General features: G+C 69.4%; 22 protein-coding genes. 11 read left to right on the top strand and 11 right to left on the bottom strand.

The window, feature by feature from the left end; translation table 11 throughout:
• Window positions 1-49 precede the first annotated feature (49 nt).
• Window positions 50-1,282, top strand: a complete 1,233-nt coding sequence (locus ACFY3I_RS41505) for a cytochrome P450 (RefSeq protein ID WP_390866148.1) — start codon at window positions 50-52, stop codon at window positions 1,280-1,282.
• Between the two features lie 95 nt (window positions 1,283-1,377).
• Here ACFY3I_RS41505 and ACFY3I_RS41500 read toward each other — a convergent pair whose 3' ends face one another.
• From ACFY3I_RS41500 to ACFY3I_RS41480, 5 genes are all read right to left on the bottom strand, one after another.
• Entirely contained in the window at window positions 1,378-1,962 is a 585-nt protein-coding gene (locus tag ACFY3I_RS41500; RefSeq protein ID WP_390866147.1) for a DUF308 domain-containing protein, read from the bottom strand.
• A gap of 44 nt (window positions 1,963-2,006) precedes the next feature.
• A complete protein-coding gene (locus ACFY3I_RS41495) occupies window positions 2,007-3,620 on the bottom strand; it encodes a tannase/feruloyl esterase family alpha/beta hydrolase (RefSeq protein WP_390866146.1) in 1,614 nt (537 codons plus the stop codon).
• Between the two features lie 338 nt (window positions 3,621-3,958).
• Window positions 3,959-6,274, bottom strand: a complete 2,316-nt coding sequence (locus tag ACFY3I_RS41490) for a SpoIIE family protein phosphatase (protein ID WP_390866145.1) — start codon at window positions 6,272-6,274, stop codon at window positions 3,959-3,961.
• Window positions 6,275-6,314: 40 nt separating this feature from the next.
• On the bottom strand, window positions 6,315-7,007 hold the full coding sequence (locus tag ACFY3I_RS41485; RefSeq protein WP_390866143.1) for a cytochrome b/b6 domain-containing protein: 693 nt from the start codon (window positions 7,005-7,007) through the stop codon (window positions 6,315-6,317).
• The gene (locus ACFY3I_RS41480) at window positions 6,955-7,677 is read right to left on the bottom strand and encodes a molybdopterin-dependent oxidoreductase (RefSeq protein ID WP_390866142.1); all 723 of its coding nucleotides are present in this window, start codon (window positions 7,675-7,677) and stop codon (window positions 6,955-6,957) included. Before ACFY3I_RS41480 ends, ACFY3I_RS41485 begins: the two co-directional genes overlap by 53 nt.
• A 428-nt stretch (window positions 7,678-8,105) precedes the next feature.
• Here ACFY3I_RS41480 and abc-f point away from each other — a divergent pair, with 428 nt between their 5' ends.
• From abc-f to ACFY3I_RS41465, 3 genes are all read left to right on the top strand, one after another.
• Window positions 8,106-9,740, top strand: a complete 1,635-nt coding sequence (gene abc-f, locus ACFY3I_RS41475; protein ID WP_390866141.1) for a ribosomal protection-like ABC-F family protein — start codon at window positions 8,106-8,108, stop codon at window positions 9,738-9,740.
• A gap of 79 nt (window positions 9,741-9,819) precedes the next feature.
• On the top strand, window positions 9,820-11,460 hold the full coding sequence (locus ACFY3I_RS41470; protein ID WP_390866140.1) for an ABC-F family ATP-binding cassette domain-containing protein: 1,641 nt from the start codon (window positions 9,820-9,822) through the stop codon (window positions 11,458-11,460).
• Window positions 11,461-11,577: 117 nt separating this feature from the next.
• Window positions 11,578-12,141, top strand: coding sequence for a CGNR zinc finger domain-containing protein (locus ACFY3I_RS41465; protein ID WP_390866139.1), 564 nt, complete (start codon window positions 11,578-11,580; stop codon window positions 12,139-12,141).
• Window positions 12,142-12,179: 38 nt separating this feature from the next.
• On the opposite strand, the gene ACFY3I_RS41460 is transcribed toward ACFY3I_RS41465, so the two are convergent.
• On the bottom strand, window positions 12,180-12,866 hold the full coding sequence (locus ACFY3I_RS41460) for a hemerythrin domain-containing protein (RefSeq protein WP_390866138.1): 687 nt from the start codon (window positions 12,864-12,866) through the stop codon (window positions 12,180-12,182).
• Between the two features lie 296 nt (window positions 12,867-13,162).
• Here ACFY3I_RS41460 and ACFY3I_RS41455 point away from each other — a divergent pair, with 296 nt between their 5' ends.
• The 3 genes from ACFY3I_RS41455 to ACFY3I_RS41445 all read left to right on the top strand — a co-directional run bounded on the left by ACFY3I_RS41455 (window position 13,163) and on the right by ACFY3I_RS41445 (window position 15,895).
• Window positions 13,163-13,855 (top strand): lytic transglycosylase domain-containing protein, encoded by a 693-nt coding sequence (locus tag ACFY3I_RS41455; RefSeq protein ID WP_390866137.1) that lies wholly within the window; start codon window positions 13,163-13,165, stop codon window positions 13,853-13,855.
• Between the two features lie 43 nt (window positions 13,856-13,898).
• Complete coding sequence (locus ACFY3I_RS41450; RefSeq protein WP_390866136.1) at window positions 13,899-14,849, top strand: RNA polymerase sigma factor; 951 nt, start codon at window positions 13,899-13,901, stop codon at window positions 14,847-14,849.
• Between the two features lie 125 nt (window positions 14,850-14,974).
• The gene (locus ACFY3I_RS41445) at window positions 14,975-15,895 is read left to right on the top strand and encodes an alpha/beta fold hydrolase (protein ID WP_390866135.1); all 921 of its coding nucleotides are present in this window, start codon (window positions 14,975-14,977) and stop codon (window positions 15,893-15,895) included.
• 169 nt (window positions 15,896-16,064) lie between these two features.
• Here ACFY3I_RS41445 and ACFY3I_RS41440 read toward each other — a convergent pair whose 3' ends face one another.
• The 3 genes from ACFY3I_RS41440 to ACFY3I_RS41430 form a co-directional block, all read right to left on the bottom strand.
• On the bottom strand, window positions 16,065-16,445 hold the full coding sequence (locus ACFY3I_RS41440) for a DUF6009 family protein (RefSeq protein WP_390866134.1): 381 nt from the start codon (window positions 16,443-16,445) through the stop codon (window positions 16,065-16,067).
• Window positions 16,446-16,647: 202 nt separating this feature from the next.
• Complete coding sequence (locus ACFY3I_RS41435; protein ID WP_390866133.1) at window positions 16,648-18,201, bottom strand: phage/plasmid primase, P4 family; 1,554 nt, start codon at window positions 18,199-18,201, stop codon at window positions 16,648-16,650.
• The gene (locus ACFY3I_RS41430) at window positions 18,198-19,217 is read right to left on the bottom strand and encodes a bifunctional DNA primase/polymerase (RefSeq protein WP_390866154.1); all 1,020 of its coding nucleotides are present in this window, start codon (window positions 19,215-19,217) and stop codon (window positions 18,198-18,200) included. Before ACFY3I_RS41430 ends, ACFY3I_RS41435 begins: the two co-directional genes overlap by 4 nt.
• Window positions 19,218-20,215: 998 nt before the next feature.
• Here ACFY3I_RS41430 and ACFY3I_RS41425 point away from each other — a divergent pair.
• The 3 genes from ACFY3I_RS41425 to ACFY3I_RS41415 all read left to right on the top strand — a co-directional run bounded on the left by ACFY3I_RS41425 (window position 20,216) and on the right by ACFY3I_RS41415 (window position 20,910).
• Window positions 20,216-20,398 carry a hypothetical protein gene (locus tag ACFY3I_RS41425; RefSeq protein ID WP_390866132.1) on the top strand — a complete coding sequence of 61 codons (183 nt, stop codon included), beginning with the start codon at window positions 20,216-20,218 and terminating at the stop codon, window positions 20,396-20,398.
• Between the two features lie 94 nt (window positions 20,399-20,492).
• Window positions 20,493-20,666: a hypothetical protein gene (locus ACFY3I_RS41420; RefSeq protein ID WP_390866131.1), complete on the top strand. Its 174-nt coding sequence runs from the start codon at window positions 20,493-20,495 to the stop codon at window positions 20,664-20,666.
• 61 nt (window positions 20,667-20,727) lie between these two features.
• Entirely contained in the window at window positions 20,728-20,910 is a 183-nt protein-coding gene (locus tag ACFY3I_RS41415) for a hypothetical protein (protein ID WP_390866130.1), read from the top strand.
• A 109-nt stretch (window positions 20,911-21,019) separates the two neighbouring features.
• On the opposite strand, the gene ACFY3I_RS41410 is transcribed toward ACFY3I_RS41415, so the two are convergent.
• Window positions 21,020-21,235, bottom strand: coding sequence for a hypothetical protein (locus ACFY3I_RS41410; protein ID WP_390866129.1), 216 nt, complete (start codon window positions 21,233-21,235; stop codon window positions 21,020-21,022).
• Window positions 21,236-21,698: 463 nt separating this feature from the next.
• Window positions 21,699-22,244, bottom strand: coding sequence for a hypothetical protein (locus ACFY3I_RS41405; RefSeq protein ID WP_390866128.1), 546 nt, complete (start codon window positions 22,242-22,244; stop codon window positions 21,699-21,701).
• Window positions 22,245-22,721: 477 nt separating this feature from the next.
• Here ACFY3I_RS41405 and ACFY3I_RS41400 point away from each other — a divergent pair, with 477 nt between their 5' ends.
• A complete protein-coding gene (locus ACFY3I_RS41400) occupies window positions 22,722-23,543 on the top strand; it encodes a hypothetical protein (protein ID WP_390866127.1) in 822 nt (273 codons plus the stop codon).
• Window positions 23,544-23,645: the final 102 nt, after the last annotated feature.

The raw sequence follows: 23,645 nt of genomic DNA, 5'->3' as shown, positions 1-23,645 counted from the left end.
CTCGTTCTGATGACGACGGCCCGACGGACGAGAACGGGAGACAGACGTCATGAGCCTCCACGAGGAGTGCCCCTACCGGGACGGCCGGGTGGTCATCGATCCCGCCTTCAAAGCCGACGCACCGAACCGGTACGCCCGCCTGCGGGACCTCGGCCCCATCCACGCGGCGGAATTCCACCTCGGGCTGAAGGGCTGGGTGGTGGTCGGCCACGACCTGGCCCGGCAGGCGCTCGCCCACCCCGCCCTGCTCAAGGACGCCACACCCGCCGCCGAGGCCCTGGCCGAGGCCGGTTACGTGCTGAACAAGCCCTCGGTCGGGCTCGGCGCGCAGATGATGGAGGCCGATCCGCCCGAGCACACCCGGCTGCGCCGGCTGGCCGCCGCCGCCTTCACCCCGCGCCGTACGGCCGCGCTGGCACCCCGCGTCGAGCAGATCGCCCACGACCTGATCGACGCGCTGCCGCAGGCGGGCGAGACCGACCTGGTCGAGGCGTTCAACGCCCCGCTGCCGGCCACAGTCATCGCCGAACTCCTCGGCATCCCCGAGGAGCACCGCCTGGATTTCCGCCGCTGGTCCGCCGAGGCGCTGCGGGTGGCCTCACCCGGACACCGCACGGCACTCGCCGGCTTGCACGGGCTGCTGGCGGACCTGGTCGCGGACAAGCGGCACCATCCGCGGGACGACCTGCTGTCGGCCCTGGTCGCCGTGCGCGACGAGAAGGACGGGCGGCTCTCCGAGGAGGAACTCGTCGGCACGGCTCTGATGCTGGTCGTCGCCGGCCACGAGAGCACCGTGAACCTGCTGGGCAACGCCGTACTGGCCCTGCTGCGACACCCGGCCCAGCTAGGGCTGTTGCGCCGGCGTCCAGAGCTGATGCCCGGCGCGGTGGAGGAGTTCCTGCGCTACGACACTTCGGTCGAGCGCTCCACCAGCCGCTACGCGGCCGAGGACATCGAGCTGGGCGGCGTCCGCGTCCCCCGGGGCGGCATGGTCGTCGTCGCGCTCGGCGCGGCGGGCCGGGACGCCCCGCAGGATGGAGTCGGCGACCCCGCCGTACTGGACGTGACCCGCCCTGACGCCCGCCACCTCGCCTTCGGGCACGGCGTCCACTACTGCCTGGGCGCCCCGCTGGCCCGCCTGGAGGCCACGACAGCCCTGCGGGTGCTGCTGTCCCGCGTCCCCGAACTCGAACTCGCCGTACCGGTGGAGTCGTTGGAGTGGATCGGCTCCGGCATCATCCGGGGCGTGCTGTCCCTCCCGGTGCGCTACCGCGTCGGCTGACGACCGCCGCGCGCCAAGGGTGGCCTCCGCACGGATACGTCCCGGCCCGCGCCGTGGAGGCGCGGGCCGGGACGGGAGCCGGGTGCGTGGGACCGTCAGACGGTCCGGGTGCGCAGCTGGCGGGACTTCCAGCCCAGCAGCAGGGCCTGGAGGATGAACCACACCCCGCCGCCCGTGGCGTACACGGACAGCACGTCCAGCGAGGGGTTGTCGCCCGCGGCCTGGATGTTGTAGGTGATGCCGACCAGGAAGGACAGGCCGCCCGAGATCAGGGTCGGCCACTGCTTGCCCAGTTCGGGACCGCGCCGCCGTATGCCGACGACCACCTGGGCGGCCCCGGAGACGAGGGCCCAGGCACCGAACACGTGGAGCACGGGTGCCACACCTCCGGCGCCGGCCACACCCAGCGCGATGACGGCCAGCGTGCTGAGCACCCCGTTGAACGCGATGACACGGCGCTCGGATCCGTCGGGGGTGGCGCGGTGGTCGATCAGCGAGGACACCGCGTCGATCAACGGGTAGACGACCAGCAGGGTGATCGCCACGGCGTCGACGTCCTCGTGGGCGCCGGCGAACACCAGGGCCCACACCACGGCCAGGACACCGCGGCCCAGGTACAGCCTCAGCAGGGAGGAACGTTCGCCCGCGGCCTTCGCCGGCGTGGCTGTCTGCGTGCTCATGTTGGTTCGGCCTTTCTCAGGTCAGAGGGTCGTCGCCGGCCCGGTCAGTGCTTGGCCGGGGAGACGCACCGGAAGCTGGAGGCGAGGGCCGGGTCACCGTGGCCCTTGTAGCGGGACACCGCGGGGTAGCTGCACAGGTCGTGCTCGACCTGCTTGCCGTCGGCGTTGATCAGGGTGGCGGGCAGCGTCCGGGGTGCCTTGCCGTGCTCGACCCAGGAGGTCAGCGCGGCCAGGCCGTCGGTCGAGCCGTCGGTGCCGTTGAGACCGCAGTGCGAGGTGTTCGGGGCGAGGAAGAGACGGTAGAAGTCGTCGGTCTTCTTGGCGCTGCCGATCTTCCGCACGACCTGCTGGTGGTACTGCACGGTGCCGTCGGTGGGAATGTACTCGTCGGCGCTGCCGTGCCAGGTGATCAGCTTGCCGCCGGACTTGCGGAAGTCGGACAGGTCCGGATCGTCGGTCCCGATGACCTTGTCGTACTCGGCCTCGGACTGCTTGAACAGCTTGGTGAAGTCACCGTAGGTGATCTTCGAGACGTCGAAGGAGGGGTCCTTCTTCAGGAAGAGCTGGACCCACAGGGCGGGCACCGGGAAGGGCGCGCCGACGGTCTGGCCGTCGGTACCCGTCGTGCTGCCGGCCAGACCGCTCAGGTTGGCGCCGACCGGAACACCGGACCACAGCTTCTTGCCCGAGGCGGTGCGCGGGCCGTCCCAGATCTTGCGGACCACGTCGGCGTCGGCCGCCGTGATGGTCAGCTCCTTGCCGTCGCACACGACCTTGGTGCCGATCAGGCGGCGCGGGTCGAAGTCGCAACGGGACGCGTCGTTGACCAGACCGTCCTGGACCCCGTCGAGCTTGTCGCAGGCCTTGACGGCGGCGTTGGTGAAGGCCTTGAACTCGCAGTCGGTCGGGAAGGTCTTCTCGTTGTTCATGACCACCTGCGGCCACAGGGTGGCGACCTCGAACTCGTCCCAGTTGATGCCGGGCGCGTCCGCGAGGATGCCGTCGTAGTCGTCGGGGTACTGCTGGGCCTCCGCGTAACCCTCGCGTCCGCCGGTGGAGCAGCCGGTGAAGTAGGAGAAGGCGGCGCGCCTGCCGTAGACCCCGTCCACGACCTCCTTGCCGACGACCGCGGCCTCGTGCTGGGACCGGGAGGCGAAGTTCTTCAGCAGTGCCGTGTTGACCTGGTTCTTGCTGTTGAGGACCCAGCTGGTGTCGAGGACGTCGCCGATGCCGGCGTCCGTGGTGGTGGCCGCGTAGCCGCTCTTGACCGCGGTGGCCAGGCCGACGCCGTTGTCACCGGCGCTGTAGGCGCTGCCGCCGATGGCCTGGAAACGGCCGTTCCACTTCGTCAGGGGAAGCCAGGTCTGCACCTTGGCGTGGTCGTTGTCGCCCGGGTGGGTGAGAGTCACCGTCACCTGGCAGAAGGCCGGGACGTCGGATACGTCGCCGCCGAGGAAACCGGTGCCGTGGATGGTGCCGCCGGCCTGGCGGACCACGGTCACGGACTCCACCTTGGTGCCGGACGGAGCCTTCACCGACGGCGCGGCGCAGACCGGGGGCGCGGAGACCGAGGTCAGCGGTTCCGCCGAGGCGGTCGGCAGGTACACCGCCGCAGCCAGCGGCACGCCGGCCGCGAGGACAGTGAGAACTTTCTTCATTGCTTTCCCATCCAAGAAGTAGGTGTGTGCCTGGCTGCGACAACACATGTGCACGTCACACGAGAAGAACGGTGGAAACGGGCCGGCAGGCTCACCGCGGACGGCATCCGCTGCAGCGCTGCGCCTCGCAGGCGTCCCGAGACGACCTCGGGTCCGCCGAAGACTGAGCCAGACCTTATCACCGGTTAAGGCGGTGACGGAAGAGGGTGTGTCGAATTCAGGTGTGCGGACCGTCCGAACACCTCGGCCCGGCCCCCACTCTGGCCGCACCCGGGCACGGGCGCATCAGTCAGTTGACGGTCAGCACACAGCCCAGCCACAGCCGGGGACGCCTCAGATCAGCCGCCGGCCGGGCGGGCCGCCGTCCCGACGTCCGCCCCGGGGATCTCCATCTCCAGCCACACGGTCTTGCCCCGTCCGCTCGGCGAGGTGTTCCAGGTGCACGCCAGCGCGTCGACCAGATACAGCCCGCGCCCGTGCTCGGCCCGTGCGCTGCCCTCCTCGCTGAGCGAGTAGGCGGTGGGCACCGGCGGGTCGGTGTCCGAGTCCCGCACCTCCAGCCGGACCCGGCCGCCGGTCACCCGCAACCGCAGGTCCACGTCGCTGCCCGCGTGGATGAGGGCGTTCGTCACCAGTTCCGACGTGATGAGCGCGAGATCGTCCGACAGGTCCACCAGACCCCAGGCGCACAGGCGTTCGCGGACGAATGCGCGGGCCTCCCGGACCGCCCGCAGATCGCGCCGGTGGACATGCAGCCGTGCGACCCGCGGGGCCCCGCCGCCGTCGGCTCCCTCATACCGGGCCAGCAGCAGCGCGGCGTCGTCACACCTGCCAGGTGTGTCCTGGAGCAGGCGGTCCGCAAGGTGCTCCAGACCGGTGTCCGTCGACGGCCCCACGGCGTCCAGCCGGGCCCGAACGTCGTCGCGGTCCCGGTCGTACAGGCCGTCCGAGTAGAGCACCAGCACCGTCCCGGGCGGGAGGGGGTGCTCCCGGGCCTCGTAGGGCTCGCGCACATGCACACCGAGCGGCACGTTGGACGGCGACCACAGCCGGCGGACGGTGCCGTCGGAAAGCCGGGCCAGTGGTGCCGGGTGCCCGGCCAGCGCGACCTCGGCCGCACCGGTGCCGGTGTCGACGGCCACCACGCAGCAGGTGGCGAGCAGCTCGGTGCCGAGTTGGGACAGCAGCCATCCGGTGCGTTCGAGCAGCGCAGCCGGCCCGTGCCCCTCGGTGGCATAGGCGGCCACCGCCGTACGCAGCTGGCCCATGACGGCGGCGCTCTCCAACGTGTGCCCCTCCACGTCCCCGAGCACCAGGACCACCCGGTCGTCCGGCATCGTGATCACGTCGTACCAGTCGCCGCCCGCCTCGCCCGCCGTCGGGGCGGGCCGGTAGCGGGCAGTGGTGGTCAGGCGCGGGGTGTCCGCGAGGGAGACGGGCAGCAGCCGCTTCTGCATGCCCTCGACGAGTGCCTGCCGACCCGTGCTCAGCTGGATGCGCTGGACGGCCGAGCCGAGGCGGCCGGCCATCATCGTCAGCACGGCCCGTTCCTCGGGCGGGAACGCCCGGGGCCCGTCGAACGACAGACAGCACACGCCGACGACCGGCTCGGCCTCGGCGGCCATCGGCAGGTCCGCGACATGCCGGCTGCCTGCGAGCGGCAGATACGTCGCGGCACCGCCGGGACCGTCTCCGGCATCGGACCCGGTGTCGGTGTCGGTGTCGGAACCCTTGCCGGCCGGTACCACCGCTCCGGAGTCGAACAGCGCCCGCTCCCGCAGCGCCCGCGCGGCGGGAGTGTCCCCGTGCAGGGCGGCACCGTGCAACCGTCCCACCAGCGCCGTGGAGTATCCGCTGTGGCCCAGGACCCACAGTCTGCCTCCGCCGGCAGAAGCCAGTGCCAGCGCCCGTGCGCCCAGGGGAGCCATGACGCAGAACTCCGCAGCGCCGACGACGTCCTCCACGGTGGTCGCCCGGTTCAGCATCTCGGTCAGCCGCTGAAGGGCGTACAGCAGGGTCATCCCGGTGGAGCCGGGTGCTCCGGGGACGCCCCGGGGGCACGGGTCCCCGGGCTCGGACTCCGGCTCGGTTCCGAAGACCGGCACCAGCACGGGAAGGGCCCCCGGCGCCACCGCCACGCCACGCTCGCGCAGGCCGGACAGCACGGCGGACAGGCGCTCGCCCGCCTGGGCGAGACGCCGGCAGTCCGCGTCGTCATATCCGGCGCGGTCCTCGGTGCGCAACACGGTGAGGGAACCGAAGCGATGGCCGTCCCGGTCCAGGGGCACCGAGGCCACGGTGTAGGGATAGGCCAGGGCGCCGGTCTGCGGGTCGGCGAGAGGATCGGGGTCCGCGAGGAGCGCAGGGCAGCCTGAGACCAGGGCGCGCGCGGAGGCATACGGGGAGTCCAGCGGCATCCGGCCGGGCAGGGTGAAGACGGACGGCGGACTGCCACCGATCATGGCGGCGCGCAGTTCCCCGCCGCCGGGAGCCAGCAGGTAGACGGCGGCGGCCACCGCGTGCAGACGGTCGGCGGCCTCCCGCACGGCGCGGCACAGCGCCGTCGTCAGCTCGCCGCCGGGTACTCCGGCAGGCACGTGGCCCCGGTCGTCCGGCTGGGGGTCCGCCGCGTCGGGCGTGCTGCGGTCGTCCATGAGCCCTTCCGGCCGAACCTGCCTCTCATTACGAGACATTTCACACCTTGTCCGCCTTCTTGGACACCGTACCCGTACGGCCCTCCCCGAGCCACCGCGAGTGGTACCGCTCGGCCCAGGACCGGCTGACATATCCCGTCCGCATACCGAGCCGCGCCTCCGGGTCCTCGTAGGCCTTGCGCATGTGTCCGAGCAGGACGAAAGCGATCGCCCAGGCCAGGATGTCGTGGACGAAGATCGCACTGGTACGGGAGACGAAGGGCAACAGCCCCATGAACCACATCAGCAGGCCGGTGAACATCATCACCAGCACGGCACCGGCGATCCAGCCCGCGTAGAGCTTCTGGCCCGCGTTGAACTTGCCGGCCGGGCGCGCCTCTGGCCGGTTGCGCCGCTTGCGGACCGCGCGCAGCCACTGCCGGTCGTACACCGCGAAGCGGTTGATCCTGCGCAGGTCCGCGCGGAAGGCGGGCGAGAACAGCCCCAGCAGGAAGGGCAACGGCAACGAGATGCCGGACCATTCGTGCAGCGTGACCATCAGGTGCCGCCGTCCGACGAGCTGGGCCAGCGGCCCGAGGTACAGACAGGCGGCGGTGACCAGGCACACCAGCATCAGCAGGCCGGTGCTCCGGTGGACCCAGCGTTCGGCGGCGGTGAAGCGGCGGACCCGGCCGGCCGCCTCAGGCCGCGTCATCGTGCCGGTCCGCGTCGTCGAGCCAGCCGTCGACCGCATATCCGCGCTCCTCCCAGTAGCCGGGGACGACCTTGTCGGTGACCGAGATTCCGGACAGCCACTTGGCCGACTTGTAGAAGTACATGGGGGCCACGTACAGACGGACGGGCCCTCCGTGCTCGTGCGTGATGGGCTTGTCCTGCATGTTTAGGGCGACCAGGACGTCCGAGCGGCGGGCCTGTTCAAGGGTGAGGCTCTCGCTGTAGGCGCCGTCGAAGCAGGTGAAGCGGACCGCCGCGCCCGGGGAACGCACTCCGGCGTCGTCGAGGATGTCCGCCAGCCGCACACCGTCGAAAGGTGTCTTCTCCACACGCCATCCGTCGGTACACACCACGTCGTGCACGACCCGGCTCTGCGGCATCGCCCGCAGCTGGTCGAGGGTGTAGCTCTTGGACCGCTCCACCAGTCCGGTGATCCGCAGCGCGTAGTTCGTCTCGTCCTTGCGCGGTACCGAACCGACGACGCTGTAGTACCGGAAGCCGCCCGGGTTCGGCAGCAGGCCGGTCAGGCCCGTGGCATCGACCTGGGAGGCGGCGGCGAGGACGTTCTCCCAGCCGCGCTGGAGGTAGGGCGCAGCGGCGAGTCCGGCAGCGCCGGCGCCGAGCATGCCCAGCATCGCCCGACGGCCCACCGGTGCGCCCTCGGCCCCCCGTTTCGGCTTTCCTGCCATGGTCAGCGTGCTCCTTCTAAGCGGCGGCGATCCCGGCGGTGACGGTTGGGCCCACACGTGTGAGCCCTGTCGGCTACGCACACACGATTGCGTCACCAGTTAAACTGGTGACGATGGTGACACGGCCGCGCTCGCACTGTCAACAACACGACATGTAAGACAGGGCACACATGTACGGATGTCTCCCGTTCCCGGACGGACGCCGGCCGAGGGAGCGTCGGATGCTAGGCTTCAGGGAACGTTGATCGTGTATCGAGGAGACGCAGACGTGGCGGGTGACGACGACATCTCCGGGTGAGACCCGGACCTGACGGCCACCGGCCGGCGCTCGGAAGCGCCGCCGCAGTGGTCCGTTTCGTCGTACCCCTTTTCCCACGTCTGCCCAGGGCAGAGCTCTCTCTGCCCCTCACCGGTCCGAGGTCGCCTCCATGTCCGACGCCTCCGTCGTCTGCTCCAACCTGTCCTTCGCCTGGCCCGACGACACCCCCGTCTTCCGGGACCTGTCCTTCACCGTGACCACCGGCCGAACCGGCCTGGTCGCCCCCAACGGCTCCGGCAAGAGCACCCTGCTCAAGCTGGTCGCCGGAGAGCTGAAACCCGCCACCGGCTCGGTGTCCGTCGGCGGCACGCTCGGCTATCTCCCGCAGAGCCTGCCGCTCACCGGGAACCTCACGGTCGCCGAGGTACTCGGCGTGGCCGCGGTGATCCGCGCCCTGGACGCCGTGGAATCCGGCGACGTCGGCGAGGAGCACTTCACCACCATCGGCGACGACTGGGACATCGAGGAGCGCACCCGCGCTCAGCTCGACCGCCTCGGTCTCGCCGACATCGCCCTCGACCGCACCCTGAGCACCCTCAGCGGCGGACAGGTGGTCTCCCTCGGCCTCGCCGCCCAGCTCCTGCGCCGCCCCGACGTCCTGCTCCTCGACGAACCCACCAACAACCTCGACCTCCAAGCCCGGCACAAGCTCTACGACGTGCTCTCCGACTTCACCGGGTGTCTGCTGCTGGTCAGCCACGACCGCGCGCTGCTCGACCGCATGGAACGCATCGCCGAACTGGGAAGCGACGAACTCCGCCTGTACGGCGGTAACTTCACCGAGTACGAAGAGGCGGTGCGCGCCGAGCAGGAGGTCGCCGAGAAGAACGTACGCAACGCCGAGGCAGAGCTGAAACGGGAGAAGCGGGAAATGCAGCAGGCCCGCGAGCGCGCCGAGCGCCGCGCCAGCAACGCCGCCAAGAACCTCAAGAACGCCGGTCTGCCCAAGATCTTCGCCGGAAACATGAAGCGCGGCGCACAGGAGGCCGCGGGCAAGGCCGGCACCATGCACGCCTCCCGGGTCAGCGAGGCCAAGGCCCGCCTCGACGAGGCCGGACGCGCTGTGCGCGACGAGCAGCGCCTCACCCTGGAGCTGCCCGACACCCAAGTGCCGGCCGGACGGAACCTCTTCCTCGGCAAGGGCATGCAGGTCCGCCTCGGCAGCAAGGACGTATTCGGCGCGGGCGGTGTCGATCTGACCGTCCGGGGCCCCGAGCGGATCGCCCTGACCGGTCCCAACGGCGCCGGCAAGACCACCCTGATGCGTCTGGTCACCGGCGAACTGACCTCGGAGGGTGGGGAGATCACACGCAACGGCGGCCGGGTCGCCTACCTCTCGCAGCGCCTGGACCTGCTGGACCTGAACCGCACCGTCGCCGAGAACTTCGCCGCGTTCGCCCCCGAGCGTCCGGAGGCGGAGCGCATGAACCTGCTCGCCCGCTTCCTCTTCCGAGGCGCACGCGCACACCTGCCCGTCGGCGTGCTCTCCGGCGGCGAGCGGCTGCGCGCGACCCTCGCCTGCGTGCTGTGCGCCGAACCGGCCCCGCACCTGCTGCTGCTCGACGAGCCCACCAACAACCTCGACCTCGTCAGCGCGGGCCAGTTGGAGAGCGCGCTCAACTCCTACCAGGGCGCCTTCATGGTGGTCAGCCACGACGAGCGCTTCCTCGCGGAGATCGGGGTGAACCGCTGGCTGCTGCTGGCCGACGGATCACTCAAGGAGACAGCGGCCCCCGCGGTGTGACCTGCGGGCGCGCGACATGGCCCGCGTCCGAGGCCCCGTGCCCCGCGGGCCGACCACCCTCTGACGTTGGACGGTCCCTGTGCCCCAGCCCGCTCTGCTCGCCCACGACCTCGTCCGCGCCCCGGGCGGCCGCCGAGTGCTCGACGGCGTCTCCCTGACCGCGTCGCCCGGTCACCGCATCGGCCTCATCGGAGAGAACGGCGTCGGCAAATCCACCCTGCTGCGGGTGCTCGCCGGCGTCGACGAACCCGACGCGGGCAGCGTCACGCGCCCCGCCGACCTCGGCTTCCTCCACCAGGAGATGCCGTTCGACGCCGCCTCGACCATCGCCGCGGTGCTGGACGAAGCGCTGCGCGAGGCCCGTGAGGATCTCGCCGAGCTGGACCGCCTCGCAGAGCGGATGGCCCGCACACCGGAGGACGACCCCGGCCACGCACAACTCCTCGACGCCTACGGCAGGCGTCTGGAGCAGGCCGAGGCCCGGGAGTCCTGGGACGCTGACCGCCGCGCCGACCTGGTGCTGGACGGCCTGGGCCTGGGTGCCTTCGGGCACGAACGTACTCTCGGCTCGCTCTCCGGCGGGCAGCGCGGCCGGCTGGCACTGGCCGCGCTCCTGGTGGGGCGGCCGTCGGCGCTGCTCCTGGACGAGCCGACCAACCACCTGGACGACGCCGCCGCCGGCTTCCTGGAGGAGCAGATCCGCGGTCTGCCCGGGGTCGTGGTGATGGCCAGCCACGACCGAGCGTTCCTGGATGCCGTCTGCACCGATCTGCTCGACCTCGACCCCGCGGTGGACGGCCCGGTCCGCTACGGCGGCAACTACAGCGCCTACCTGTCGCAGAAGCGCGCCGACCGACAGCGCTGGGAACAGCGGTACACCGAGGAACAGGAGGAACTGGCGGAACTGCGGGTGTCGGCGGGTGTGACCGCGCACCGGGTCGCGCCGAACAGGGGCCGTACCGACAACGAGAAGATGGGGTACGGGCACCGGGCGGGCCGAGTGCAGAACTCGGTATCCCGCCGAGTACGCGACGCCGCGCGACGACTGGAGGAACTGGAGCGCGCCCAGGTGGCCGAACCGCCCCGTCCGCTGCGGTTCTCGGGCGCGGACCTGGCCGCGCGGGCCGAAGAGGGCACGCGGCCCCTGGTGTCGCTGCGGGACGTCAAGGTGCCCGGCCGACTCACCCTGGCGGAGCTGGCCGTGCCGGCGACGGACCGGCTTCTGGTCACAGGCGGCAACGGGGCGGGCAAGTCGACCCTGCTCGCCGTACTCGCCGGACGTCTCACCGCGCAGGGCGAGGTACATCGGCGGCGTGGGCTGACGGTGGGACTGCTCACCCAGGACACGGTCTTCGACCGGTCCGACCGTATGGTCGGGGAGGTCTACGAACTGTCGCTGGGAGCGGCACGGGCGCAGAAGGTGCCACTTGGCTCTCTCGGGCTGATGCACGACGCGGACATCGACAGACCGGTGGGGCAACTGTCGGTGGGACAGCGCAGGCGCCTGGCACTGGCCCTGCTGGTCGCCCGCCCGCCCCAGCTGCTCCTGCTCGACGAGCCCACCAACCACCTCTCCCCCGCCCTGTGCGACGAGCTGGAGGACGCCCTGGGGTCCGGCCCCGGCGCGATCGTCCTGGCGAGCCACGACCGCTGGCTGCGCCGGCGGTGGCACGGCCGCGAACTTCGGCTTACGCCGGAATGGGGCCGGCCGCAGGAGTGACGACCTGCGCGAAGCGCCTCGGCTGCCCTGGGATCCCGGTCATGCCGAGGCGAGCGGGCACCATCTGGGACGGTGACGAACCTTGCATCGAAAGAAGTCACCTGTCAAAATGGTGATGTGAATCTTAACCATGTGTTCGTATGCGGGCATCCGGCCCTTGACTTCGCCGCCACGCTCCGCGCCCGTCGCTCGACCCGGTTCGAAATGTTCGTGACGCCCGAGCGGCTGAATGCCTGGTACCTGGAGTCCGGGCTGGTGGACTCCGTCACACCGGGCGACGAGGACGACGTCCGGGAGGCCACCGCCGTCCGGGAGGCCATCTACCGACTGGTCACCGACCGCCGCCTCGGCGAGGGGTTCGACGCGGAGGCCCTGGACACGGTCAACGCCGCCGCGCGCAGGCCACCGGTCACGCCCCAGCTCACCGAGAACGGACGGCTCACCGTGGCGACCTCCGCACAGGCGCTGGCGACCGTGGCCCGGCAGGCCGTCGAACTGCTCAGCGGCCCGGACGTCCCGCTCATGAAGGAGTGCGGCAATCCCGAGTGCACGCGCGTCTACATCGACCGTTCCCGGGGCACGCGGCGCCAGTGGTGCGGCATGGAGTCGTGCGGCAACAAGATCAAGGCCGCCGCCTACCGCGCCCGCAAGAAGACGTCACCCGCGGTGTCCGCGCACTGACCCCGCGATGCCGCGGTCCGGCGCCGCAAGGACGGGGCTCACTCGGCGGCCAGATCTCTGAGAGTCCGGCGGAACCTGCTCACGAGCATTCCCCGGGTCAGATGCACCGGCGCCGGGAAACGGGCGCACACCCGGTCCGCGCCGGGCAGCGGCTCGGGATGTGCCAGGAGACCGAAGACCAGGTGTGCCCCGCTCCGCGGAAGGCCGTCCGTGACCGCCTTGCGCAGCCCCGGAAGATCCTCGTCCGGGGCTTTGGCGAACAGCCACCTCAGCTGGGGTTCCTCGGCCGCGCGGTGCCGGGCCAACTCGTCCTGGATCCGATGCGAGGCGAGCGTCCCCTCCTTCATGGCATGCCCCCAGTCCACCGATCCGCCGACCTTGCGCTCCTGGGCGATCCGCAGGAGCACGCGCTCCAGGTCGTCGAGCAGGCAGACCAGCGTGTGGTCCTCCTCGGCCAGCCGGTCGAACCGGTGGACCAGGCCGGGGAAGCAAGCCCCCAGCGCGGGGCGCAGGATCTCACCCCCGGCGTCGAGGTGATGACGCACGAAGGCGACCAACCAGCGCGCTGTCGCCACCAGGGTCTTCGTGTCGACGTCCGCACCGCATGCCAGCCGGGTGAAGGAGCCGCCCACCAGTTCCGCGCCCCGGACCATGACCGCGTGGACTGCGAGGAGTTCCCCGAAGAGGCGTGTGCTTTCTCTGACCGGCACCTGCGTGGCGGACATCCCTGCGCCTTTCTCATCTGCATTCGTGCCGCCTTCACACCTGAACGGGCGGACACACGCGGGTCGCAAGGACCGGCCGATCAAGGAACGTACCACAGTAAACATGTGTCAACATGTCACTGCAGGTCCGGGGCTCCCTCCGGCTCCTGCATCGCTCAGGTGTGAGCATCCACACCTCCGCCGGGATTGCACCTCCGGCTTCCGCGCGACAGAGTGTTCCGACCGCCGTACCCAGCGGGTCCATGCCCGCACCACGGTCACGGCATGGACCAGCGACGAGCCGGAAGGAAGAACGTGTGAGCCGGATTTCGGTCCGGGGATTCGCAGTGGCCTCGGCCACCGCGGTCACCGCCGTCGGAAGCGTTGTCGGTGTTGCCTCGGGCAGCGTCGCACAGCCCAACGACGCTGAGGCGACGGCAGCCGACGCCACGCTTCTCGCGGACATCCCCGCGGGTCAGCAGGCGACGGTGCAGACCGCGTCCCTGACGCAGCAGGCCGACGCCGTGGCCATCCAGGCCGACGCGAGTGCCAAAAAGGACGCCGAGCAGGCGGCCCGGGTGGCGGCGGCCAAGGCCGCGACCGCCAAGAAGGCCGAGGCCGAGCAGGCGGCGAAGGAGGCCAAGGAGGCCAAGGAGCGCGCCGAGGCGAAGGAAGCGGCCAGCCGTTCCTCCGTCACCTTCGCGGTCCAGAGCTCGTACTCCGTGTCGCAGATCCAGGCGATGGCGCAGCAGATGGTGGCCGGCGGCCAGTTCCAGTGCTTCAGCAACATCGTGAGCCACGAGTCCGGCTGGAACTACCAGGCGGTCAACGCCTCCTCCGGTGCCTACGGCCTCTTCCAGGCGCTGCCCGGCTCCAAGATGTCCTCCGTGGGCGCCGACTGGCAGACCAACCCGGCCACCCAGATCAAGTGGGGCCTCACCTACATGAACAGCAGCTACGGCAGCCCCTGCCAGGCCTGGACCTTCTGGCAGGCCAACCACTGGTACTGAGTGGCCGGGGCCGGAGGAACGTCACAGGGCCGGAAGGAATCGCATGACCGCACTGGCGGGGGATACCGGGACGCCGGAGGACGCGGCGCTGACCCTGGCCGCACAGGCGGGCGACGTGTCTGCCCTGGCCCGGCTGCTGGAGCGGCACCGGCCCGGGATGCGTGCGGTGGCGCTCAGCCTGCTGGGGCCCGGACCCGACGTGGACGACGTCATGCAGGAGACCGCCCTGGTGGCGCTGCGCCGCATCGTGGACGTCCGTGCCCCGGAGGCCGTGGGTCCCTGGCTGCGCATGATCGTGCGCAACCACTGCCGAACCGTACTGCGCACCGCCTGGCGCGTCGAACCGGTGGAGTCGCCGCCCCTGCCGTCGGGCGGCGCGACACCGGAGCAGGTCCTGCAGAGCCATGTGCTGCGGGACTGGATCTGGGAGGCCGTGGAGGCGCTCTCCCCCACCGTGCGGCTCCCGCTCGTCCTGCGTTACTTCTCCACCGGGATCACCTCGTACCAGCAGATAGCCGAGGCCTGCGCGGTTCCCGTCCGCACCGTGCGCAGCCGGCTGAACCAGGCGCGCGCGGCCCTCGTCCAGACCCTCGCCAGAACCGCCGACTCGGCGCACGAGGACGCGGTACGGCGGACCGAGAACAGCTGGCACGAGGCGCACGAGACGCTCGCGGCCGCCGAGCGCGGCGAGTTCGCCAAGGTGCTCAAGGACCGCTACTCCCCCGGAGTCACGCTGCTCGCGGGAGGGGAAAGGCTCGGCGGGGCCGAGCTGTTGCTGGCGGGGATGGACGGTGACCTCGCGGCAGGCGTGCGGCAGCGTCCGCTGCACGTGGTGGCCGGCCGGTCCCTGGTCGTGTGGGAGATGGAACTCATCAACCCGCCGGACGACCCGGACCACTGCCCGCCCGGCGTCGCCTGGATCATCACCCTGGACGGCGGCCGCTTCGACCAGGTCTCGCTGCACCATTCCGCGCGCCGCGCGAACACACGCTGACTCCCGGCCGCCGGGACACCGGCGAACCAGATGTGTCCCACGTCACACGAAGTCGATCCAACCTTCCAGGCCTGTCGACGTCTTGTCGGTGTTCCGCACACTCACCAACCTGATGGAGACCATCGATGAACACTTCCGACGCACACACCGGCCCCCTCTCCCCCGGAACCCACACCTTCCGGGCGGACGGAGTCCTCCAGCGCTATCACGTCCAGGGCAACGGCCCGGTGTGCGTGGCGCACTCCGGCGGGCCCGGCATCTCCTGGGACTACCTGCGCATGCCCGCCCTCGAGGAACATCTGACGATGGTCTACGTCGAACCCATCGGCACCGCCGAGGACAGCCGTCTCCCCTCGCACCCGCACGGGTACACCCGGGAGCGCTACAGCCGCGCGCTGGAAACCCTGATCGAGCACCTCGGCGCGGCGGACATACATCTGCTGGGGCACTCGCACGGCGCGTTCGTGGCCGCGTACCACGCCCTCCACCGCTCCGGACAGCTGGCAGGCGTTGTGCTGTACGAGGGCGCGCCGGTCACCGGGCCCGAGCACGGCGCGGAGGCGGGCCGCATGGTCGAGGCGTTCGCCGCCAAGCATGCCGGCCACCCGGGGCTGCCTGACGTGCTCGCCGCGTTCGGCGCCATGTCGGCCATCTCCAGCGACGAGCAGACCCTGGCGGTCGCACGCGGCGTGCTGCCGTCGTACTTCGCCGACTACTGGGGCCACGCGGAGCGGCTGGCGCCGCTCCGCGACGCTCTACGGGCCGTGTACATCTCAGGGCTGGCCGAGGACCTCAAGCCCGACGTCATCGACGACCGCGCGGGGCTCAAGGACCTGCGGGTACCGGCTCTGGTCATCGGCGGCCGGCACGACGTCATCTGCGGGCCGCGCTGGGCGCTCGAACTGCACGAGCTGATCCCCGACTCGCAGCTGCTGATGCTGGAGAACAGCGGGCACATGGGGCACATCGAGGAGCCCGAGCTGTTCGCGGACACCGTTCGTGCCTTCGTCCTGCGGAACACCGCGGTACGCGACAACGCCGTTTAGACGGCGCTCGCACCTTCGTGGAGTGCGTCGGCCCACTCCGGGCCGGCGCATGTGAACCTGGCACCCGGCGCGGACCGTGCTAGTACCGGAGAGCTGTCAGCCCGTACCTCCCGGAAGAACCGTTTCCGAACCAGCCGGTCCGCGCGGAAGGGCTGCAGCGAGCCGGGGGTCAGGGGGCCGAAGCTATGGCCACCGAACCGCTCTGCGATCTCGGTGTCTTCGCCCCCGGCTGCGTGGGGGCGATCGTTCGCGGGTCCACGGCCTCGCCCGGGGCGCCCTCCCGGTACAGGCCGTCGGGATGGCTGTCTCGGTCGTGCGGCAACAGGAAGAACACCCGTCGCTTGTACAGACCGCTGTCCGGGTCAGGGGAAGCGTCCTCGTTCAGCAGCGCGTAGCCGACCATCCGCCCGTCGCGTGCGTACGGCGGCTTGGTGTTACGGCGCCTGGTCTTGTCCAGCGCCTGCCGGACGTAGTCCAGCCTGTCCAGGTTCTCCAGCCACACCACCTCTGCCTCGTGGATGAGGTCGCTCCCGGTCAACAGCGAACTCATGGCTGCAGCCCCTCCTTCGTCGGCGTGCTCTCCGGCCATGGGGGCATGGCCGGACATCTGTCCGTGTCACTCCGGCCCGCCGACCGCCGGGTGACGGGCCGCTCTGTCGGGGCCACCGCGCGCGGAGCCTGGCCACCATGGTAGAGCGCACGACGACAACGGTGTAGGGCACGTGGTGGAGACGGCCGACCCTCGACAGCCGTCATGCGTGCTCCAGGAGGGCGATACCCGGGTAGTACTTCCGCCCGTTCGATTTGATCATGTCGGTCGGCGAGGTCACGCCGACCTCCTGCCGGACCCGGTTGGCGAAGGCCCTCGGGGTCGCCGGCCTGATCCCTTCACCCGCATTGCACCATGAGCTGTACTCCGTGTAGAGAAGCCCTTGTTCGACTCTGAGTTCCTTGCCGGAGTCGCCGTCGCGGGTGCAGCATTCGGCCAGAAATCGGCCGATGTGGTCCTCGGTGGTCGCGTACGCGGTGGTGGCGATCCGAACCCTGTCCGGGCCCTCCAGGGGGTCTCTGGTGCGCAGATAGCGCTGGGCCCCTTCGATCAGCCAGTGCAGAATGCCCGGGCCTTCGTCGCGAACGAGTTCGAACGCCAGGTTGTCGATCCGCCGGTGGGCCGGGACCGTCCGGGTGAAGGGCAGCAGCCGGATACGCCGCCAGAAGGCGAAACCGCCGGTGGAGACCTCCGGACGGTGGTTGCCCAGCAACCACAGATGGTGGGTGGGGGTGAACGAGAAGTAGTCCTGACGCATCCGGCGCGCCTTGATCTTGTCGCCGCCGGTCAGAAGCCGCACCCTCGCCTCGTCGAACTTGTCGTTCGGCTTCAGTTCACTGCACACGATCAGGCGCCGCCCGTGCAGTTCGGTGAGTTCGGTCGAGTGCTCCGAGAACGCCCCGCGGTCCATCAGGAAGCCAGGCGGGGCCGCGTCCGCGTAGTCACCCAGGATCTGGATCATGATGTCGAGCAGTACGGACTTGCCGTTCTTCCCCTCACCGTGCAAGAACGGCAGCACCTGGGCTCCGACGTCCCCCGTGATGGAGTACCCGAGTAGCAGGTGCAGGAAGCCGATCATCTCCCTGCCCTCGGCGTCGTCCCCGAAGGTGTCGGCAAGGAACCGGTGCCAGCGGGGCGTCTCCATGTCCTGCGGGGCCACGCTGGTGGCCCGGGAGTGGAAGTCACGGGTGGGGTCGGCCTTGCGCAGCGATCCACTGTTCAAGTCGACCACCCCCACGGGCGTGCACAGGGCGTAGGGGTCGCCGTCCAGCTTGTCCGGGTCCACAGAGATGTCCGGGGACGCCTTCGCCTGGGTGAGGAGGGCCTTCAGGCCGGTGGTGGACAGCGTGCGCCGCTTGTGCTGGGCCAGGTCCCGGACGCCGAACACCCCGCGGGGATCGGTGACGGGCATGTCCTCCGCCATCTCCCCCGCCGCCCACAATGCGGCCTTCTCCCCACCGGCGCGCTTCCAGCGATAGCCGTCCCAGGCGAACCAGCCCAAGCCCTCCACGTGACGGAACTGGTCACGGTAGAGCTGCACGAACAGACGGGCGTTGCCGCGGTCCGACAGGGACGGCGGCACCATCGAGGTGGAGAACGCGGAACCGGCCACCGGGGTCGGGCCCGCGCCGCTCGCCGAGCCCTGTGCGGGAAACTTGGTAGGGGGTACCGCCAGATCCACCGTCTCCAGGTCGAGCATCTGCTGAGCGGCCGCCTGCGGATCGAAACGCGGTGAGCCTTCGACGCTGCTGCTCATGGACGTCCTTTGAGGTGGAGAGGGCGGACGGACCCTACGGCAAGGGCGTCGTCGACGATCTTTTCATTGCGTGCCTGCTGCCAGGGGCGGGCATGGTGGGCGACACGAACAAGTCGGTCCCGAATGGTCGCGTGGTCGAGATGCCCGGCGCCGACCAGCCCGCCGGCCGTATATGCCGCCCGATTGAGCTTCTCCGTGAAACCGGTCCCTTCCGAGGCCGCCGCACACTCCGCGACGAGGGCGATCAGCGGATCGACGAGCTGCTCGGCGGCAGCGGGCCGATGCCTCGGGAGCTCTGGGAGGGACGGTTCCGCAGCGGCGGCCTTCCGGGATCCGATCACATGTCCCGTACGACGCAGTTCGGCACTGAGCCACTCCGGCAGGACAGCGGGGCGCCGGGCGGAACCCTCCGCACGGTAGACCCCCTGTGCGGTTCTGGTCCCCGGCGCGACGATGTAGCCACCGTCGGCACGCACGTCCACCTGCCAGGCCAGGGCCGTGTGCCGGGCGGAACCTGTCGAACACCTGTATCTGGTAGAAGTGTCCGGATTCCGGTACCAGACGTGCAGCCCTCCCGAGGGGGTACGTACGCGCAACGTGTGCTCGTCATCTGCCGGGGAGGTTTGACCACGGTAGGCCGCGAGCAACGCCAACGTGTCGAAACCCGAGGCAAGCCCCTCCAGCTGGACCCCGGCCGGGATCCTGATCCCGGGCAGAAGTAGGTCCCGGTGCGGGACCGGGGCCTGGTGCGCGTCGATGTCGATGACCACCAGCGAGGCCGGCCCACAGGCCACACCCACTCCTGGAGAGGGCCTGACGGCCCACCAGCGGGCGATGAGCGCAGGGTCGGTGGTAGCGGCGTGAAAGCCGTGGCAAGGGCGTCCTGCGGGCACACAGGGGCACGTAGCGGGCTGGTGGTGTCTGCCGGAACACTGAGGGCAGTTCCGGACAGGGGTCTTCCGGCCGGCAGCAAGAGGGTGCACAGGCCAGCCCTGGGCGGCACACCAGCGGGCCACGGCTCTCGGCAAGCCAGGGGCGACAGTGGTTGCACTGTCGCGGCTCTCACCTTCGCGTGGCACGGGAATCTTCCTTGTCTCTTCTGTCTGCCCGGTCGCTTGCACACCTGACGTGCGAGGGCTGCCGTTGTCAGGGACCGAAGGGACTCTGATGCGAAAGAGTGTAAGGCCCACCCTCGCCAAAAAGCGGGCAGATCTGACCCGCGTGCCGTTTCTATCAGTTCCCTGGGTCCCTTGGGTCCCTTGCTGCGTGAGTGACACCCACCCTAGGGGCTGAAGGGACCGAACAGCACAGTGGGCTTCGCCTCTGCGTGCCGGAGCTGGCGGTGGCGGGCGGTGACGGGCGGGAGCGAGGGACCGAAAGGGTCCAGGGACCGGAACTCAGGGGCTGAATTTTCCGGACCTGCTCGGACCCTGACGCGGTTTCCGCAGCTCAGATGGGGTGCCCCTCCCCGAATCAGGGACTGTAGGGACTTAACTCGGCAATTATGAGCTGTACTAGATATGTGTGTTGTATACGCCCGCGCGTACGAAAACATCTCTTGTCTACGTCATAATTGCGGAGTTCGGTCCCTACAGTCCCTACTTTTGAGCCCCGCAAGGCTCTGACCTGCAAGGATTCCAGGGACTGACCCCAAGGGACCAAAGATGGCAGTCCCTCCCCTGAGTCACTCAGACCCTGCCCGTGAACCTGGAGCCCCCGAAGACGGGCTTGAAGCATTGCTCCACAGACGATGAGCGCTTATGCGTCGATTCGTGCTGTACCCTGCCCTCGCAGGGTCCCGCCGATGAGACAGCACTGGCCGGCCACTCCCCTGCCGGATCGGAACAGTGACTGTTCCACCGTGCCGAGAGGCGGGAACCCTTTACGGAGTTCTTCTGCATGCCCACAGCTGGGCGGCGATCAGTTGACCACACGCTCTGTCTTCCTACCCGCCGCTGCCTGCTCGTCGCCGTGCTGCGTTTTCGGCAGGCGCCAGGTGTTCGCGACCAAGCCGATGAAAACCGCCTGTTACCGAGACCGCCACTCCGTCCCCCGCAGGAAGCTCGACCCTGGCGACGCCCTGGTCCTGGTGAACACCCGCCGCACCAAAATGCACGCCAACCGGCCGTTGCCACAGGACAGCGATCTCGCCCGCGCCGCCGCCGTCCTGGCCCGCGCCCAGCAGGACGCCCCCTGAGTCCGGCAGCAGAACTCCAACCAGCTCCGGTCCCTGCTGCGCGAGTACTGTTCGTCCGGCCTGGACACCTTCGCCACCTGGCGGAACGGGAAGAGTGGCATCGAGACCGAGGCTGGCCGACTCCGCGAGGTGTTCCGCGCCGAGTGCTCACCAGCCGCCGCTGGTCGAGACCGCGCTCGGCAAGCAGATGCTCGCCCTCCTCATCCAGCTCGACGCTGGCTGCACGGCCGCTGACAACCTCGCCGGGCGCCCACGGTCCGAAGGCTAATGACGCTGCCTCGCCGATCCCCAGGACCTCCGGTAAGAAGTCGGGCATCATACGACGGAGGGTGAAGAACGACCGGCGCCGCCGTGCCGTCCACGGAGACTGGCATGCGGCTGTCCTGCGTAACCTCTTCAACTGGATGCTCGGACAACTCTATCGCTGCCTCCAGGAGCGCACTCCCTTCGATGGACTGGTCGCCTTTCCGAACCCGAACCCGAGCCTGGAGGCGGAGAAGGCGGCAGCCTGATCTCCAACGGCCGAGAACTCCTTCTGTCAGTTCGAGATGGCATGCTCCCCGCATGAAGCTTGAGCAGTTCTGAGAGCTCATTGCGGCGGCCCGCGACCGGGCGATCAACCTACGCGACAGCGAGTCGATCGCCCGCGAAGCAACTTCCTTGCTGGCCGCCCGGCCGGTCGAGGAGATCGTCGCCGCCGAGCAGGTGCTCTGGGACCTGATGATCGAGTCCTGCTGGCTCGCCGACCACCGTTGCTGCCTTGGCCTTCAGCTCAAGGGCCGGAGTCAGCCAGCCCGCCAGGAGCCTGATCAATGTCGGCGCGCTCTTCTCCCTCACCCAGCCCTGCCGCTACCGACCCGACAGGCCTGTCGCGCCGACCTCGTTCGTCCGCGATCTGTACTGACAAGTCCCCGAGCTATTACGGCGTAATAGGTCCTGGCTCGCGCTCGTTTCCGCTTGAGCTGCTTTCTCTCTGGCCGGAGGGCGTTTCGCCGTGGTCGACGACCCCGAACGAGAGGTGCGAGGCCGGCGTAGACAGCGAGGTGACCGTCGTTCGGGAAGATGCTGCTGTCGTCGGCCTCGAACAGGATGAGCGCTCCGGTCCCGATGCCAACTCGCGGCCTCGGTATAGCGACGGCTGGATCCGGGTCAGCAGGCCGTGGAGTCGGTCGGCGACTCTGTTGGCTTCGCCAGCCGGCCGTCGTCGAACCCGACGATCTTCTCCAGCTCGCGATCATGAACGCGTCCCGCGCATCACCCGTGGACTCATCTGGGTAGAGGTCGGCGATCCCCCGCTTCGTCAGGCCGGAGATGTAGCCGACTTCGCAGGGCCTGCCGCGGGCAGCTGTAGGCGGCTGATCGACAACAGTCGCTCCCGCACGTAACTGCATTGCGGCTCGGGCCGTTCGGCGATGAGTTCATCGAGGAAGAACTGCTCCTCCAGACCCATCAAGGGATCATCCTGTGTGCGTTGCTCCTTGTCGGAGAGGATTTCCGACAACTCGGAGAAAGGTGACATCAGTGGGTGATTCTCCCTGGGCACGCGCTGAAGCAGCATGCGGTAGGCGATGATGTACCTCACGCGCTCGGGCACAACGAAGCCTTCCCATCCCTCCCAGATCACCCGCATGGTGTCTGAGATGACCTCCTCGGTCGTGTCGGGGCGCAGGTGCGGAGGGAAGAAGGCACTGGTCCCGCGGGCCACATGGTGTTGATGCCGCACCTCGTACAGGCTGTGGAAGCGGTCGTACGCGCCGGCAATATCGTCCCGCCAGCACTCGGGGCACCACCATGCGCGGCCCTCGTACACCCGCTTGGGCCGCCGAGCCTCGTTGTCGCGGCGCACCAAGTGGTTCCAGAAACAGCCAGAAGCCACTAAACGCTACTGCCGTCACCCGCTCGCCACGTGAGTTGAGAACTCACCACGTCGCTCGACAGATCACGTGCGCGTTCGCCAGGTCAGCCGACAACCGACAGCGGAGCTTGGTTCTGGGCTTGGGAAGGCGTTTGTCGAACTGCTTCTTCCCGGCCCTGGTGCCGTCGGTGCTTGAGCCTCCTTTTGGTGGCGCGTCGATGCCTCCGGGCCTGTTGGCAGCTCCCGGGTCATCAACGTCAGGAGGAGGCAGTCACTCTGGCCCCGTAGGGCGGAGGCCTCATTCAGAGCCAATGAAGACGGTAACGGGGGAAACCCCTTCTACCAGCAGTTTCTAGGTGGTGGGTGCCTGGGTGCCGCCTATTACGCCGTAATAGGCGGCACCCAGGCACCGTCGCCTGGACGCGATTCACAGAATGTGAATCGCGTCCGGTGGGGCAGGATGTCGGCATGACCAAGCGCGCGGGCAGTGCGGGCCGCCCCACAAAACCGCTGCTCAAAGCACCTGTACGCATCGGCTCGGTGGATGCACGCGCCGTCGTCGGTGAGTTGCGGCAGCTGCATGAAGACGCGGAGGATCCGGATGTGGAACGTATGCCGGCTGACGACGAGCTGTTCGGCGCGCTGCTGTATGTGGAGAAGCACGCGCACGCATTGCGCAGACAGACGCCTGAAGTCCAGCGTGCCGCGGCGCTGAGGCGTGTGCAGTTGTGGGAGTACGTACGGGAGCAGGTCGACGTCCACCAGATGCACGCGGTGGATGACGCCCGCCAAGCCGGTGCCCAGTGGATTGAGTTGGCTCCAGTGCTTGCGGTCAACGCACCGAGTGCTGCCTACAACAAAGCCAAGCGTCTCAAAGCTGTCGAGCTGACCGATGAGACCCCCCAGGCGCGCCCGCTGCGCCGAACCCCGGAAGCAGTGCTGCGTGCCGAGCGACGCATTGCCAGCGAGCGGGCTGCTGAGCGCCAGGCGCAGGAGGTTGCCCAACTACGGCATGAGCTCCTGGTGCCTGTCGTGGAACGTCTGCTGGAACAGCGGGAGTCCTTCGAGAGCGACGAAGACATCGACTACTGGTGGGAGGAGATCGAGGCGGTACTCCCCCATTGCCAGACGCCGTTGCAGATGGTGAGTCTCCGTCGGTATCTCGATGCCGTTCTGCGAGCACTGGCCAAGATCGAGAAGCGCACCGCTCGTCCCGTCGCCTTGAGCGAGGAAGCACTACTGGCTCTGGCGGCCGCCCGGAAAGTGAGACAACTCGACGCGTCCCGTTAGAAGTGGATCAGAGGGTGGTTGTCGCAATCTCCAGTGAGATGGGTTGCAGTCCGCCGAGACCGCGGGCAGGAGGTTATCGGATGAGTGCTTCGTCCCAGACGT

It is taken from the genome of Streptomyces sp. NPDC001068 (genome assembly GCF_042897315.1).
Classification (GTDB): domain Bacteria; phylum Actinomycetota; class Actinomycetes; order Streptomycetales; family Streptomycetaceae; genus Streptomyces.
The sequence above is the reverse complement of the archived record's forward strand: the minus strand, read 5'-3'. Positions and strand labels throughout refer to the sequence as shown.

Excerpts from the sequence above, each read along its gene's own strand:
- ACFY3I_RS41400 (WP_390866127.1), top strand. The coding sequence starts at position 22,722 with ATGACCAAGCGCGCGGGCAGTGCGGGCCGCCCCACAAAACCGCTGCTC.
- ACFY3I_RS41445 (WP_390866135.1), top strand. The coding sequence starts at position 14,975 with ATGAACACTTCCGACGCACACACCGGCCCCCTCTCCCCCGGAACCCAC.
- abc-f (WP_390866141.1), top strand. The coding sequence starts at position 8,106 with ATGTCCGACGCCTCCGTCGTCTGCTCCAACCTGTCCTTCGCCTGGCCC.
- ACFY3I_RS41490 (WP_390866145.1), bottom strand. The coding sequence starts at position 6,274 with ATGGACGACCGCAGCACGCCCGACGCGGCGGACCCCCAGCCGGACGAC.
- ACFY3I_RS41460 (WP_390866138.1), bottom strand. The coding sequence starts at position 12,866 with ATGTCCGCCACGCAGGTGCCGGTCAGAGAAAGCACACGCCTCTTCGGG.
- ACFY3I_RS41500 (WP_390866147.1), bottom strand. The coding sequence starts at position 1,962 with ATGAGCACGCAGACAGCCACGCCGGCGAAGGCCGCGGGCGAACGTTCC.
- ACFY3I_RS41505 (WP_390866148.1), top strand. The coding sequence starts at position 50 with ATGAGCCTCCACGAGGAGTGCCCCTACCGGGACGGCCGGGTGGTCATC.
- ACFY3I_RS41435 (WP_390866133.1), bottom strand. The coding sequence starts at position 18,201 with ATGAGCAGCAGCGTCGAAGGCTCACCGCGTTTCGATCCGCAGGCGGCC.
- ACFY3I_RS41450 (WP_390866136.1), top strand. The coding sequence starts at position 13,899 with ATGACCGCACTGGCGGGGGATACCGGGACGCCGGAGGACGCGGCGCTG.
- ACFY3I_RS41495 (WP_390866146.1), bottom strand. The coding sequence starts at position 3,620 with ATGAAGAAAGTTCTCACTGTCCTCGCGGCCGGCGTGCCGCTGGCTGCG.
- ACFY3I_RS41480 (WP_390866142.1), bottom strand. The coding sequence starts at position 7,677 with ATGGCAGGAAAGCCGAAACGGGGGGCCGAGGGCGCACCGGTGGGCCGT.
- ACFY3I_RS41485 (WP_390866143.1), bottom strand. The coding sequence starts at position 7,007 with ATGCGGTCGACGGCTGGCTCGACGACGCGGACCGGCACGATGACGCGG.
- ACFY3I_RS41440 (WP_390866134.1), bottom strand. The coding sequence starts at position 16,445 with ATGAGTTCGCTGTTGACCGGGAGCGACCTCATCCACGAGGCAGAGGTG.
- ACFY3I_RS41425 (WP_390866132.1), top strand. The coding sequence starts at position 20,216 with ATGAAAACCGCCTGTTACCGAGACCGCCACTCCGTCCCCCGCAGGAAG.